Consider the following 15,920-nt stretch of genomic DNA (forward strand, 5'->3'; position numbering starts at 1 on the left):
ATGCGACTCATTTCTGAGCCGCACTCTTATTTCTAAGGAAAATTTAACTTAGCTAAATTATCTTGGACTACTTTGCCACATTCACCTTGGTCATTTTCTGGCTCTTGATGCCGCGAACCATGTAGAGACCGCGAGCAAAACCTGCAGCACTCATACGCTGAGACAGGCTTTCAGCAGAACCTATACCCAGGTTCACACGACCCATGTGCTTACCGGTCAAGTCAAACACGTCGTACTTGGAATCCACAGAAACAGAGTAGTTCACGCTGGACACGATTCCGATAGGACCATCAGGATCAGTAGATTCACCGGGATTATTCGGGTCCGTTTCGCCTTCGCCAGGAAGCGGTTCGTCATCTTCGGCGCCCTTGCCTGCTACAAAGTTGAAGTAGTCTACGTCAAACCAGTCGCCGGTTGCGGTGAAGCGCAAGATGTGCTTACCTGCAGGAAGCGTAACATCGGCGCTGACCTTGTTATAGTCATCGTAGTTGTCTTCGCCGGCGGCGGCCTTAGGCACTTCAATGTCGCCCGTAATGTCTTCGCCATCGATGGACAGCTTGAACTTGGAACCACCCGCAGATGCGACTGCGGCAAACATGGTGTATTCGCCAGCCTTGGCAACGTCTACGGTGTATTCCAGCCATTCGCCTTCCTGGACATAGCCAAGGACCACGCGGTTATTGGATTTCTTGTAGAGGTCAACAGCAGGAGCATCATCCTTACGGTAGTCGCTGTCGCCGTGATTTTCGGCATCCTTGTCGCTGAAGGACTGGTTGCCACGACCTACGCCCGGCTTATCGAAATCTTCGGCCTGGATCTTGCCCGGAATAGCTGCAGCCTTGCCAGAGAACGGTTCCTGGGGAACAGCCTGCTTTGTGCTTTCGAAGAACCAGTAGTCAAACTTGAAGTTGCCTGACTTAAACACGAAATAAAGATCGCCAACACCATCTGCCCCAGTAACCGGGAAGGAATTTTCCTGCCAGTCAGTGCTTGCGGGAACGTCGATGGTAGACATCAGCGGACCTGTTGCAGAACCGGAATGAAGTTCAATCTTACCAGAACCGCCCTTGGTGCAAACTACGATATTGTCGGCACCGTCGCTCATATCCACGGAACGGACCTTGGTCCAGGAACCCGCATTCATATTGGTAAGGAATACGGTCTTGCCTTCGACATCCACATTCTTGATAATGGTATAGCCACCGGTCTTATCCACGGTGATGCCTTCGATCCAAGCCTTGGTTTCGGCTTCTACGCGAGTATACGGATCAAGATTCTTGATAGGCTTGGTAACGCCATCGTCTGTCATGCGGATGGTAGGAATGGTACCATCGGCACCCCAGGTAAATTCTTCCACAGCGGAAGTACGGGAATAACCGCCTGCACTGGGAACGCGACGCTGGTTATGATAGAAGAAGAAGCTACGGCCCTTAAAGTCAACAATGCCGGAATGGACCGTAAAGGCAGAACCCTTTTCGGCGCTAGGCATAATGACGCCCTTGTATTCCCACGGACCGGTAGGAGAATCACTCCAGGAGTAGTCAATGGATTCCGGAATGCCACCGGCAGCGTAAATCATATAGTACTTCTTGCCACGCTTGTGAATCCACGGGCCTTCAGTATACTTGCCGTTAAAGGAAGCCATGTCGGTGACCTTTTCCTTACCGTCACATTCGATCATGTTGTCCTTAAGAGGGCAGTAATAAAGCTTGGGGTTACCCCAGTAGAGGTAAGCCTGGCCGTCATCATCAATCCATACGGTAGGGTCGATGTAGTCCCAGTTGGGGCCAGCCAAGTGTTTGCCGTTCAGGGCATCCTTGAAGGGGCCTTCCTTGTAATCGGAAACTGCTACGTTAATGGCGCGGCCACCGCGGGTAGATTCTACGGTTACGTAATAGTAGTACTTGAACTTGCCGCTGGAATCCTTACGACGGATAACTTGGGCAGCCCAGTCGCCATTCTTCTTGGCGCTGCCGTTAAAGTCACCGGCTTCAAGAATGAGGCCATTCATGTCAGTCCAGTTCACCATATCGGTGGTGCAGGAAACACGCCAACCATGCATGGTAAAGAAGGAACCGCCTTCGTCGTTACCGGAATAGGAACAAAGGGTATCGCCAAACACGACCGGAGCCGGGTCCGGAGAATAATATGTCTGGATAAACGGATTATCGGCCATGGCATTAGCTGCAAGACCGAACATTGCAAGTCCGAAAGTAGCGGAAGCAATCTTAAGCTTTTTCATAGAACCATTCTTTCCCATAGAGTACACCCCTAGTTTATTACCCTAATAAATTACCTCTAATTAGGAATAAAATACAGCAGGGCACAAAAAATCCCATGGACAAGTTATCCACAGGAAAAGTGGGAATTTTTGGTCAAAAACCGCCAAAAACAAGGCTTTTCTTCAAAAAATGCTATTTCAGCCCGTTCGGTGCAATCCACTCTCTATAGGGATCCACCTTTTTTAGGCTTTCAGGGTCATCACAGTTCCAGAGTGGGGCCTCAACAGACCTTCTCACAATTTTCTTGTCGGAAACATCCCAATTCGGGGATGCCTGCAGCAAGAAAACCGAATAATGAACATTCACATCTTCTGGGCAGCTTCCCACCTTTACAATGTCAGTAACAAGTACAGAGTCTGCTGCAACAGAAGTCAATCCATGGCCTTTCTCCCCCACATCCTTAACCACCACCATATAGAAGGAATGTTTGCCAGTTTTGTACTGATGGGAACTCACCGCCACGGAATCGCCCCAGAAGGGATTCTTCACCATTTCCGGGAAAAATACCCCCACCAGGGAATCTGGCAACGGATACATGCCTTCTTCCTTGTAAGAAGCTGCCCTTGGATCTTCAGGGAATCCGTTATAGGCAAGTCCTTCTTTGTAGCCTAAATCCGGATCGTAGAGGTGAAGAATTCCATCAACAACCGCCTCGTACACTGCAAACTGTTCAAGGTATTTCCTGGGAGTCAATGTCAACGAATCAGCCCACTCGTCATAGGCGCTGGCCTTGGTTGAATCAATCTGGCGATCCTCACGCCACTCGTCCAAATTCATTTCCTCACCGTTCTGATACCAGCACTGCTCTCGCCAAGAAGAATTTCCATTTTCATCGATAAATGACCCTCCCGCACAACTACCTGGAGCATGGTCAGGATCATCCTTAGAACTATACATTGTAGAATCTGCCATACAGAAATCAATCAATTCCTGTTCATAAATGTCAATATAGGACTGCATGCTCTTTCCTTCGGGCAAGAAGAAAGCACAAGAAACCAGCGGACGCTCCTCTCGGCAACCATCGCCAAAATCCTTGAACAGGCCATTTTCCTTAGCACAATCATCCTTGAAATTCTGAAGGAATTCAGTGCAACTGTAGTCTAAGCCCCAAAAGCCTTTCTCTATCTTGGAGGTTCCTACGGCCTTAATGACAATGGTGTCGGAGCCAAGCACCGTATAACGCATCGATGTGACGCTACTAAGGTAGTCATAATGGAAAATATTGTCGTATCGAGCGTTAGTCTTGTATTCACGGCTAGAATACACAGCAGAGCCACTGGAATCACTCTGCACATAGCACTCGCGGAAGCCATCCTCACTCTTGTATCTGTATTCATGTCTGCCAGAACCCCAGCCACCATAAGGCGACACGATTTTATTGTACGCATCCACCGTTACAGTCCCCTCAGACGGTTGATCTTCTCCATAATCCCAGCTATCAGGAACGGCACCATACGAAGTATCCAACAGCACCGCAAGCCCGCCGTTCAGAATCGCGATTTGTTCATCAGTCAAATTCACCACAGGACGATTTGTAGTGAAATCTGTCTCGGAAGTATCTGGATTGGAAGGTTTAACAACAACGGTATCCGTTGCGTTAGTATCTGTCGCAATAGGACCTGCGTTAGGAAGATCCGTAGAGCCAGATACATCAACCACTCCAGACGAATTATCATCGGAGCAAGCCATCAGCGAAAACGCAAGACAGCCCGCGGTGAACACAACTGCAAAAGTTTGCGAAGCTTTAGAACCCATGCATTTCGCACCATTGGCAAGCTCTTTCAACAACATCTTCATGTATCCTCCTTTGTAACATCCTTAGTCAAAGGGAACAGTTGTAAATTCAAATGATATACCTGAGTATAGTCATCTTCTTCGGCGGCGATAGCCACCACCTTCCGACGAAAATTTTCCAGTTCACGCACAAGACGTCCATAAGTTTTAGGCGATACTCCCAAAGTAACTCCCGTCATATGGCGTTCAGAAACATCACGATCGTCAATAGCATCCGTCGCCAATTTTGACATCTGGCGGTGCATGGAGCGAAGCGCCAGCGGGATCGCCTCGGCAGAGCCCGTTACCGACTTTTCCGTCTGCACGTACGCCTCACCCTTTTTCTTGAGAAGTCCCACAGACACCATGAAATCAAGGGAGTGACGGACCTCGGCGGCACTGACCACCGGGTAGCATTTGCGGGCAAGTTCCAGAGGTTTCGCCCCCGGCATAATGGGAGCCAGTTCACGCATTACTGGATTCACCCAGGAGTCAAAATAATGGTAGGCGTCGGCATCGATGACCCGCATCCGATTTTCCTTGGCGATGTCCTGCATCCGCTGGAAGGCAGCCTTCTTTTTCGCCTCCGTCTTTGCATCCTCGAAATCCACCATGGCGGTAAAGTATTCCGCCTGGAAACCTTCCAAACCCATGGCGCGGGACACGCTCTCTACCCCCGCCTTGCTGAGGCGGCTCTTGCCTTCGCAAACCACCTTCATATAGTTAGGCGAAGAAAATCCTGCAATCTTCGAAAATTCACGCCAGGAAAAGGCGGAACAGCGCTTGCGTTCCTCGTAAAAGTCCTGCATGTACTTTCGATAGCTGTGATATTCTACGATTTCTTTCATACCTATAATTTAAGTTTTGCTTTCTATGCTCACAATAGATTTTATACTACAAAATCAATGAAATTAAAGAAAAATAAACAAATGTTTAAACAAATGTCAAAATTTTTAATTTTTATACTACAATCCGTAGCATATAGAAATCATCCCGAAGTTTTAAAAAACTCGGGATGATTTCGTTTCAAGATGACGTTGGCCGACTCGAAGGACTTAGCGGACGTTCATTCTGAAGGCAGAGCCGTTGGGCGTCTTCACCATGTAAATACCGGCGTCCATAACGCGGCTGCGAACCATGTCGCGAGCCTCGCGGGCGGATGTGGCATTCACATTGCCCATCAGGCGGCCTTGGGAATTGTAGATCCTGTAGGCGCCCACATTGGAAACATCCAGATTCAGGTTGTAGCCTCCGCGAATTCCGTCGGGCACATCCAATTCCGCTTCGGTGAGCGCAAACTGGATCCAATCCAGATTGCCGTAAGCGCCCGTCATCATGACGCGAAGAACATGTTCGCCCTTTGCCAATTTCTCGGTCTTGCCATTGATTTCGGTATAGGTGTCCCAGTCTTCGCCCTTGGGGATAGAGATGGTATCGCTTACAGCCTTGCCATCCAAGAACAACTGGAATCCAGCCACATCCAGACCGCTGGCCACGTTGGCGCGGAAGACGTATTCGCTTTCGAGAATCACGTTGACGGTGTATTCCATCCATTCGCCGGCTTCGGTATAGCCGATAGCATAGCCCTTGCAGTCTTCCGTAGCGGCAGAATCTGCACAACCGAGGCCAACTACGTCCACACCGTCTTCGCGGTAAGCGCCACCCTGGTTTGCAGCATCCTTATCGCTGTAAGAAACTGCCTGACCGCCTTCGTCGTAGTCTTCAAACTGCAGGCGACCGGGAATGCTATGAACCACATCGTTGAAAGGAGCCTGAGGAACAATGTTGGAGAAATCCGCCACAGGAATGTCCTTGATGTTACGGATGTACTGGAAATCCTTTTCGATGCCAGCATTGTTTACCACATCGGCGTTGTAGTAATCGTTGGTCTGCTGAAGAGTATTTTGTCCAGCCTGGTTCTGGCCCACACCACTCGGAGAATTCTTGAACACGTTTTCCTTCACGGTAAAGCCGCTGGAGCCTTCGTCCAGATAGATGGGCACATTCCAGTAGTCTGCCCACTTAGAAGTTCCATTGTCGTGAATGTAGTTATGCTGGATTTCGCTGCCGGTACCCTGGTTAGACAAGGTGTAGATCGGACCGGAGTCACACAGCAAGCGGGCAATATGGTGGATGTTATTCCAGTTAATGTGGTTGTTGGTCATGGCGGTTTCCTTCTTGGTCCAGCCAAAGCCAACGGAAATTCCGGAGTAGTAAGTGTAGGAAACTTCGTTATGTTCAATGACAACGTAACGGGGATAGCCAGCGCCAATACCTACTGCCCCCTGATGCTCGTTGGTCACATTAGTCACAAGATTGTTCTTGATGGTATCGCGGGTGCTGATTTCGTCCTTGTCGGAAGGGTTGTAACCTTCGTGAATTTCGCTGAGGGAGTCGGGCGCAAACTTGCCAAGCATAATGCCTGCGGCACCCACTTCAAAGAAGGCGTTGCCCTGAATCAAGTCATCGTTTGTTCCGCTAACAAAATCAAGGCCGGTAGCTGCAATCTGGGAGAAGACGCAACCCTGCACCAAGAAATGATGGGCGTTTTCTACACGGAAGGCAGCATCGGGGCGCCACAGTAAAAACTTATTACTGTTCAGCTTTTCCCAGTTACCGCGACCCGGATCCGGCAAGACATCCACGTTAAAGTTGGCTGCCTGCAAATCCAAGAAGCCTTCTTCGCTGGGGCGGGTATAGTTGGAGTGGGCAAAGGTCAAGCCTTCGAAAGCCATGTAGCCCACCTTGGTCTTGGTATCCTTACCTAGGACATTAAACAGCGTGTTTACGCGGGGAGCCACCACATTGGCAGTCTGCACATTTTCGCCCTTGCGAGCCTTGTAGTAAAGTACATGTTCCTTTTCGTCCAGGTACCATTCCCCTTCCGCATCAATAAGGTCGTAGGAATTTTCCAGATAGAAGACCTGCTGCTTGGGCGGATTGCTCATGAAGGCGGTGCCCAGCATAGGATATGCTCGATGGAACAGCTTGGTACGTTCGGGATCCTTGGGAATCAGCTTTGCAGTACCGCCGTTCACCTGGGCCTTTTCAAGACGCAGGATATTTTCGGACCAGGCGATCATCAAGTGGATTTCAACATCCTCGATGTTCTTGATATTCTTGATGTAATCCGCATTCACATCGAAGGCGCGACCCGTAGAGTCCACCTTGGTAAGGCGCACAAAATCATGGTCAAAACCGCCGACGCCCTTGTCGTTTGCCGCAATCACGTTGGGGAAACAGGCGCGAACAGCCTTCTGGTTGTTCACATAAAGCTGACGGAAACGGCCCTCAACACCTTCGGCCTTCCAGATGTTATTGGCCTCGTCGTGAAGGGTCCAGCCCGTAATGGGCATACCGCCAGTAATCAGGGGCTTTTCGCCTTCGGCAGCCTTATAGCGGACGTAATGACCATTCTGGCCACCATCGCGTTCATCAAAATTAATGGTATTGGTTACCTGGTAGGTGCCTTCGCGAAGAATCACCTCGATGTCGCCGGTCATGGAACCGTTAATGGCGCGCACAGCCTTCTGGGCTGCACCAATGGTCTTAAAGGGAGCATCCTTGGTACCCTTGGCAGCATCGCTTCCATCGGGAGCCACATAAAATGTCGCCTGAGTTGCTGCCACAGACATCTGAGCCGCAACCAAAGCTGAAGCAAATACCAAACCTTTTTTCATATTTTCCTCGTTATCACCAGTTTATCAAACACCATCCTAAAATTATTTTCAAACGTTTCCCGAACAAAGACCATAAAAAAAGTTCCCGTTGACAACTTGTCCACGGGAACCGTTCGGTTTGTTTGAAAAAAGAGCTACTTAGAGAGATTTAGGCGAATTACAGAGCCAGACTTGAGTGACTTGGCAATGTAAAGACCATCCTTCTTTACCAGGTTGCGAGCTTCATGGTGCAAGCTTTGGAAATCCCTTGCGGAAACCTTACCAAGGAAGGAACCGTTCAATCCAAAGACCGCATAGGCTTCATTGGAGCCCATCAGGCCAAGACCATTCATACGATCCACGAACTGTCCGATAGCAGTCGAGTTGGTATCGCTAACTTCACTCGAGTCGGTTGTTTCGGGAATTTCCGGAACTTCAGGAACAGGTTCTGCAAAATTGACCCAGTCGATGTTCACGTAGGGGCCGTCAATCTGAAGCTTCAGCACATGCTTACCAGCGTTGAGCTTGGCGCTGCCAACTTTCACGACCTTATAGGTTTTCCAATCTTCACCTGTGGCAGGAATGGTATATTCACCAGTCAATTCCTCGTCATCCAGGAACAGCTTGAAGCCCTTGGTATCAGAGGCGGCTGCCACATTTGCGGTAATTTCGTATTCGCCTTCGGTAACTACATCTACAGAGTACTTGAGCCATTCATTGGCTTCGGTATAACCGATTACATAGTTATCGCCAGCCTTTTCGATATCCACGCCGTCTTCACGGTAGTCACCAGCTCTGTTTTCAGCATCGTTATCGAAGTAGGAGAATCCCTGACCAGCCACATCGTAGTTTTCTGCTTCTACCTTGCCGGGGAGTTCAATTACATCCTTGTAGGGCTTCAAAGGAACATTAACAGGAGTCAGATAAACGCGGTAGCCGTAGAACTTGCTTTCGATATTCACCGGAACGGTAAGAGTGGTTCCGTTCATGGTGTATTCCTTGGTAGAAAGGGTATCGGTCTTGGGGACTGCAGTATCCTTGTCCTTCCAGACAACACGTTCCACAATGGCCTTGACCTTGCCGCCCAAGAAGGCCGGGATCTTATCGAAGACCACATTGACATCGCCCAGGGTGTTTCCGCCAATCACGACGCTTGCGTAGTTCTGCTTGGCATCTACAGCGGCAAAGCCATCGACACCGGCGCTCTTGTCGTTAGGAGGGGTAACTTTGGCCATGTAGCCAGACATGTCACCATACCACTTATACAGATGCCAACCACCACCGCGCTGGTTCTGTGCGGTGAGCAAGCTACCCAGACGACCTGGAAGCGGTACGAACCACCAGGAAATCATAGCGCTTTCAACGCCGTGGCGTTCAAACTTTGCAATGAAGGGAACAGAAATACCCGGGCAGCCTTCATAGGAGTGTTCTCCATCGGAGTATTCGTTAATGCTGATGGCGCGGGGGGAAATTCCAAGTTTCTTTTCAAGGCTACGCAGATTTTCCAAGGCGCCGACGAAACCTTCAGAACCCCACTGATGCCAACTGATTACATCGGGCAGGCAGTTGTTCTGTACGCAGAACCTAAGGAAGTTTTCCATCCTGGTGGAGTTGTAGTAGGAATAGGAGGGGCCAATAATCTTTGCACCCGGATCCAACTGGCGGATCAAATCGTACGTGGGTTTCCACAGATCTCTTTCGAAGTTATCAGAGCCTTTCCATGTATCGTTGGGTTCGTTCCAGATTTCGTAACCATCAAAGTTCTGAACCGCAGAAGACTTCTTGTCGTTAATGACAGAGGTAACTTCCTTTTTCCAGCTATCCCAATTCTGGTACTTATAGGGCCAGCCCGGCAAAATGTCAGCAAGACGAATCTGGACCTTGGCTGTGGTATTCTTGAGACGGGGAGAAATCAAAAATGCACCGCCAATGGGCTGCTGACGGCCATTACCGCTACGTGCAGGAGCCAGGAACACATTGGGCTTGAGAGGAGCCACATCGGCATCCACGTTGCTGGGGAGGGTTTCTGTAAAGCCGTAGAGCGAACCGGATGCCACATGGGTTACCGGGCGAATGCTATCGCCAAGGCTTACGTTCAAAGTCGTTGCAGCAAATACGCTACTCGGCAGGGCTGCAACAGCTGCGATAGAGAGAAGCGACCTAACACTAATTTTTTCAAACATTCCCTTTGTCCTTTTTTATTTGACTCATGGACTGATGCACAACATCACATGTATAAAAGTACCTCACCTTTGTTGAAAAAACGCACCATTTTTGCAAATACTTTTGCAAAAATGACAAAAGGCCCTTTTACCTCATTTCGGGGTAAAAAGGCCTGTTTTTTGATAAAAAAGCGTGTTTTTGGGGGAGCGGCTTACTTTGCCTTACGAACAATCAGGTTTTTCACGCCAGGAATGCGAACCAGATACACACCCTGTCCCAAGGCGGCATTTCTGCTAATGCGATTTCCACGCATATCGAAATACTGGGCCCTGGACAAATCCGTAGGAACAATGGACAGCCCCTGATTGCGAATTGCGATAACTTCTTCACAACCTTCGTCAGAGGAATTCACGCAATCTTCACCGGGTTCAACATCCGGGTCGTCAGAGTCAACAGGATCCTTTACGATAGGTTCCGGATCAGTAGCATCCTTGCCTTCTACGAAGGTAAAGTAGTCTATGTCGAACCAGTCGGCTGTGGCTGTTACACGGACAACATGCTCGCCTGCGGTAAGGCTTACATTCGCGCTGACCTTGGCGTAGTCATCAAAGTTCTGCTCATCGCCTTCTGCCTTGTCGGCCTTGGGAACCTCGATATTTTCCACAACAACCTTTCCATCAACAGACACGCTAAAGCTGGAGCCCCCGTCGGAAGCAACTGCAGCAAACATGGTGTAATCGCCAGCCTTGGCAGCATTGACAGTGTATTCCAGCCATTCGCCATTCTGGATATAGCCTACAACAACACGGTCGCCAGACTTCTTATACAAATCAACGCCTGTATCCTTGCGGTAGTCGGAGTCACCATGATTATCCTTGTCCTTGTCGTAATAGGAATCGTTATCCTTTCCTACGCCCGGGACGTCGAAATCCTCGGCCTGGATCTTGCCAGGAACCGCCCAGGCCTTGCCGCCAAAGGGTTCCTGAGGAACAGGCTTCACTTCCACGGTATCGGTCCAGGAATACTGCATACGATCTACACCGGACTGGTTCACAATACTCAAGGTGGTGTTAGCACCGGAACCGGAGCGTTTTGTCATGCTGTACCAGTCTTCGTCACGGAGGCCAACCCAGTAGAAGCTACCCATCTTCCATTGACGCAGCTGTTCGGACATACCGCGAATGTAGGCCATGAAGTAGTTGGTGGGATTGGGATCGTTGTAATCCATGATTTCGTAATGAACGCCAGCCTTGTCGCCGGGGCCCATGGCGCCGCCCCATTCGGTTGCCACGGTGCGGTCGGCGTACTTACCTACCTTGCCCTTGAAACTGTTCATCCAGCCCTGTTCGGTGGTAATGCTCATGTTCCAGAAGGTGTATTCGTGCACTGCGAAAAGGCAGCCGTCAAAGCGGGAATCATCGGCAATTTCGGGCACATTCCATGCGAGGCCAGTACCATCCAGCAAAACGTGGTCACGAGGTACATCCGGATAGCGCTTCAGCCAATCCGCGTACAGATTGCGGAGCTGATCCTTGGTATACATGTGGGGTTCGTTGAAAATTTCAAAATAGGCATCGGGATTGGAGCCATATTCCTTAACGACGGTATCCCACATTTTCCACCAGTCGTCCATGTTCTTTGGGCCAGCAGGCTGTGCAGGGCCCCAATAACCGATAAGCATACGGCCATGGGCCAAGATGCCATCGATAATGCCCTTGTAGGACCCCCAAGCCTTCAAGGCCGTAGGTTCGTTAATAGGAATACGCAAACTGTTGATGCCCAGTTTTTCAACAAACTGGCTCATGACGCGGTCGGACAGTGCGTAAGCATCCTGATAGTTCTCAGTTCCGCTCATACCGGAAAGCTTCAGCACATCAGACACGAAGTTGTCGCGCTTATCGGCCCAGTTTGTACCACGGAATTGATTTGTAACCGCAAATGAATTGACAGCAGATGCTGCAACGAACGAAGCCACCAAAGAAGCCGTGGCCAAAACCTTTTTCAAACCCATATTTTCCTCTCAAATAGAAACGCCAACAAGGCATTTTCCCATAGTAAGCAACCCACCACGGTCACTCACCAATAAAAAAATATTGTTTTCACGACAAAAAAATACTTGCTTTCAAAAAGTTCTTTTGTCATTTTATCAACATACACTTAGTACACTTTGAATATTTTGAGATTCATTTTCAAAGCAATTCCTTGACAAAAAAATCCCGGACTTCTCCGGGATCTTTGAAACAGTTCGTTTATGAATTCTTGCGATTTACTACTTCACCTGAACTCGCATGATCTTAGAGCCATTAGCTCCGCGAACCATGTAAACGCCCTTGGCATAGCCGGCGGCCTTCAGAGAAGCGGAAACTTCATTTGCAGAAGATGCTCCGAGAGTTACGCGGCCAAGATGTTTACCTGTTGCAGCAAACACGTTGAATTCACGAACTGTTGCAGCACTGAAACCAACATTGCTGACATGGATGGCGGTACCGTCGCCAGAGTCGTCCGCTCCATTAGCAGGATCATTGGAATCATCAGGATTTTCTTCCTTGCCTTCGATGGGAGCGTCGTCCTTCGCATTTTCGCCAGCCACAAAGTTGATATAGTCGATATCCATCCAGTCGCCAGTGACCGTAAAGCGAAGGATATGTTCACCCTTGGTCAGGTTCACGTTGGCTTTCACCTTATTGTAGTCATCGTAGTTTTCTTCACCTTCGGCAGCCTTGGGAACAAGGATTTCTTCAGTGATATCCTTTCCGTCCATGGACAGCTTGAAGCTGGAAGTGGAACCTGCGGCAGCAACTGCGGCATACATGGTGTAAGTGCCAGTTTCAGCGACATTCACGGTGTATTCCAGCCATTCGCCGGCCTGGTTGTAGCCCACAATCACGCCAGTTGCCTTCTTGTAGAGGTCCACACCGGTACCCGGGCGAAGATCGCTATCGCCGTGGTTTTCGGAATCCATTTCGTTGAAGGAAGCGTTACCTGCGCCAGTACCCGGAATGTCGAAGTTTTCCATTTCGATCTTGCCAGGAATGACTGCTGCCTTACCGCCAAAGGGTTCACGAGGAACGGGCTTTACAACAAGACGGAGATATACGGTGCCGTGTGCCGGGATTTCCGCAGAAACACTGGACTTTAGGCCCAGATCCTTCTTCTGCCAGACATCGCGGACTTCCACTTCGCCTTCTACGCCAATATCCTTAAAGTTGACTTCGATAGTCTGGGTAGAAGTATTGTCATTCAGGAGGGCTACAGCGAGGTCACCATTGCGCAAGGGTTTGGTCCAAACCTGCTTGCCGTTCACATTGGAAATTCGATGGCCCTGAACGCCCAGGGAGTCCTGGTTAATGGCAATCATATCCTTGTTCAGGTAAAGGTCCTTAACCTGATCACTCATCTTGCGGACATCGGAACTGATCATGATGGGAGCCGCCATAATGGACCACATGGTCATCTGGGACTTCTGTTCTTCGTAAGTCAGGTTTCTGTTATCCACTTCCAGCATGTCCGGGTCATTCCAGTTACCCGGCTTTGCAATCTTCCAGTACTTGTCATTGGCATCGATAATTTCGTAAACGCCGCGGTACCAGGAGGTAGATCTCCATTCGGGGCCAATATCGAAAGTGGTACGCCACAGATGGGCGATTTTCGGCATCCAGTCCTTATATTCCCAGGCGCAAATGCTGAACACGATGTCGCGGCCGGAATTGCGGAGAGCCTTACTCATGCGGGTGTAATCCGCTTCCTGGTTGGAGCCGGGAGCCGGGTCGCAGTTATCGTACTTCAAGTAGTCAACGCCCCATTCGGCAAACTTCTTGGCATCCTGTTCTTCGTGCATGTAGGAGCCGTTTTCACTGTCCCAGTTGCTGTTGTAATGATGGCAGGTACGTTTACCGCGGTCGCCATACACACCAAACTTCAGACCCTTCTTATGAATGTAATCGGCCAGAGCCTTCATACCGCTGGGAAAAGTCTTGGGATGGTTCTGAAGGTCACCATTGGCGTCGCGTTTGGTATCCATCCAGTTGTCATCCAAGTTCAGATAGATGTAGCCAGCATCGCGAAGGCCGGAAGAAACCATGGCGTCGGCAACTTCCTTGATCTGGTTTTCATTAATGTTTTCGTGGAACACGTTCCAGCTGTTCCAACCCAGAGGGGGCGTAAGCACCAAGCTATCGGGATGCGCGTTTACAGAGGCCGCAATGGCCAAAGTTGCCATAGCTGCAACACCTAAAGACTTTTTCAAACCGAACATTTTGTACACTCCTTAATAATTATTTCAATTATAAAGTTACCTGTTAAAACGCAAAAAAGGCATGGCAGAGCCACACCTTTTATGGACATTTTGTCAAAGGATTACTTCTTGACCTGAATCATTTTCATGGCACTGCCGGTACGAATCATGTATATACCAGCCTTTTCAGGAATCTTCGTTCCCAAGAATGCGCCAGACAGGCTGTAAACCTTAAAACTTCTGGATGTAGCTCCGTCTAAGGCGATTCGTGAATGAATTGTAGCAGGAGAGCCCTCGCACTTTTCACCTTCGTCGCACTTATCGGAATCGCCAGTCTGATTGCCCGGATTTTCCGGATCAACTGGATCGACTGCAGGAGTCTCGATAGGTTCCGGGTCGGCCTCGCCCTTTGCTACAAAGGTCATGTAGTCGATGTCAAACCAGGCGCCAGTGACGGTAAGACGCAGGATATGCTGACCCTTGGAAAGCTTCACGTCAAAGCTGACCTTGTTGTAATCATCATAGTTGTCCTCGCCTGCGGCAGCCGCGGGAACGGCAACCTTCTCGGAAATTTCCTTGCCGTCCATGGACAGCTGGAAACTGGAAGTAGAACCTGCGGCGGCAACAGCGGCGTAAACCGTGTATTCGCCGTCGGCCTTCACATCAACCGTATATTCGTACCAGTTGCCTTCGCCGTTATACCCGATGACATTGCCGGTGGCCTTCTTGTAGATGCTTACCGGGGTATCCTTACGGTAGTCAGAATCGCCCTTGTTTTCGGAAGTGGCAACGCTGAAGGACTGATTGGTAGTACCATCTGCATTGCGGCCAACGCCCGGAATATCGAAATCTTCGGCTTCCACCTTACCCGGGATAGCGATAGCTGTACCCTTGAATGGCTTCTGGGGTTCTGGTTCTACTGCATCTACGGAGCCGTCCAGAGTGTAATTCTTGATAAAGTTCCAGATGGACTTGCTGGTATGAACCACAGCCTCGTCGTTGGAATGCCAATGGCCCTTGCCGCCCAAGGTTACAAGCTTGACGCTAACGCCATCATCGCAGGGGCCCCACATTTCAGACTTGGAATTTGCAGGGAACGTCTGGGTTTCAGAGGGATTTGCAGGGCAGTTAAACTGATTCTTGTAGGCATTGATGTGGGTCATCACGTTGTTGTAGGTAACCACATCGTCGCTGGTGCCGTGATGGTGAATAATAGGCACAGGGCGCTGAGCCTTGCCCGGGCCGCCCATCATGTAACCGGAAACAGGAGCGAAGGCAGCAATCTTGTCGGCAATCTTACCCATGGCGTAATAGGTGAACATGCCGCCCATGCTAAAGCCGGACAGGTATACGCGGGAAAGGTCAATCTGGTAACGCTTGGACATTTCGTCGATAATGTCCTTCATCAGGTTGATATCCTTGTCACCGCCAAGATCCCAGCCCTTGTTGATGCCGTTGGGGTAAACCACCACAAAGCGGGCGGTATCGGCAATATCTTCCCAGCGGGCCTGATTGCTCTGGTAGGCAGCATCCTGATTCATGCCATGGCAGGAAATCAAAAGCGGCTTGTTCTTCTCAATGTTTGCAGGCGCATAAACATAAATGGAGCGACCGTTCAAAGTTTCGGCCTTTGCATTACCTGCAAAAGATTCTGTCGCACCAACCAGTGCCAACACGGCGGAAAAGAGAAGTTCCTTTTTCATCTAATACCCATACACCCCTTTTTGACACCATTATCAAATAACAGGGGCCACCATTCTATAAATTAAATGAAATTTCAGGGTGTAGCGCCAAAACAGAACTAGCTTT

General features: G+C 49.6%; 8 protein-coding genes. All 8 read right to left on the reverse strand.

Annotation, left to right across the window (positions count from 1 at the left end; translation table 11 throughout):
• Positions 1 to 67: 67 nt before the first annotated feature.
• The 8 genes from MJZ26_02825 to MJZ26_02860 all read right to left on the reverse strand — a co-directional run bounded on the left by MJZ26_02825 (position 68) and on the right by MJZ26_02860 (position 15,814).
• Positions 68 to 2,242 carry a family 43 glycosylhydrolase gene (locus MJZ26_02825; GenBank protein ID MCQ2104704.1) on the reverse strand — a complete coding sequence of 725 codons (2,175 nt, stop codon included), beginning with the start codon at positions 2,240 to 2,242 and terminating at the stop codon, positions 68 to 70.
• A gap of 172 nt (positions 2,243 to 2,414) precedes the next feature.
• On the reverse strand, positions 2,415 to 4,079 hold the full coding sequence (locus tag MJZ26_02830; protein ID MCQ2104705.1) for a hypothetical protein: 1,665 nt from the start codon (positions 4,077 to 4,079) through the stop codon (positions 2,415 to 2,417).
• On the reverse strand, positions 4,076 to 4,903 hold the full coding sequence (locus MJZ26_02835) for a TIGR02147 family protein (GenBank protein ID MCQ2104706.1): 828 nt from the start codon (positions 4,901 to 4,903) through the stop codon (positions 4,076 to 4,078). The genes MJZ26_02830 and MJZ26_02835 overlap by 4 nt, the downstream gene beginning before the upstream one ends.
• 207 nt (positions 4,904 to 5,110) lie before the next feature.
• Complete coding sequence (locus tag MJZ26_02840) at positions 5,111 to 7,735, reverse strand: carbohydrate-binding protein (protein MCQ2104707.1); 2,625 nt, start codon at positions 7,733 to 7,735, stop codon at positions 5,111 to 5,113.
• A gap of 134 nt (positions 7,736 to 7,869) precedes the next feature.
• Entirely contained in the window at positions 7,870 to 9,897 is a 2,028-nt protein-coding gene (locus MJZ26_02845; GenBank protein MCQ2104708.1) for a carbohydrate-binding protein, read from the reverse strand.
• Between the two features lie 191 nt (positions 9,898 to 10,088).
• Entirely contained in the window at positions 10,089 to 11,888 is a 1,800-nt protein-coding gene (locus MJZ26_02850) for a carbohydrate-binding protein (GenBank protein ID MCQ2104709.1), read from the reverse strand.
• Between the two features lie 258 nt (positions 11,889 to 12,146).
• Positions 12,147 to 14,132, reverse strand: a complete 1,986-nt coding sequence (locus MJZ26_02855; protein ID MCQ2104710.1) for a carbohydrate-binding protein — start codon at positions 14,130 to 14,132, stop codon at positions 12,147 to 12,149.
• Positions 14,133 to 14,233: 101 nt separating this feature from the next.
• Complete coding sequence (locus tag MJZ26_02860) at positions 14,234 to 15,814, reverse strand: carbohydrate-binding protein (GenBank protein ID MCQ2104711.1); 1,581 nt, start codon at positions 15,812 to 15,814, stop codon at positions 14,234 to 14,236.
• Between the last annotated feature and the right edge of the window lie 106 nt (positions 15,815 to 15,920).

The sequence above is a fragment of the Fibrobacter sp. genome, assembly GCA_024398965.1.
Classification (GTDB): domain Bacteria; phylum Fibrobacterota; class Fibrobacteria; order Fibrobacterales; family Fibrobacteraceae; genus Fibrobacter.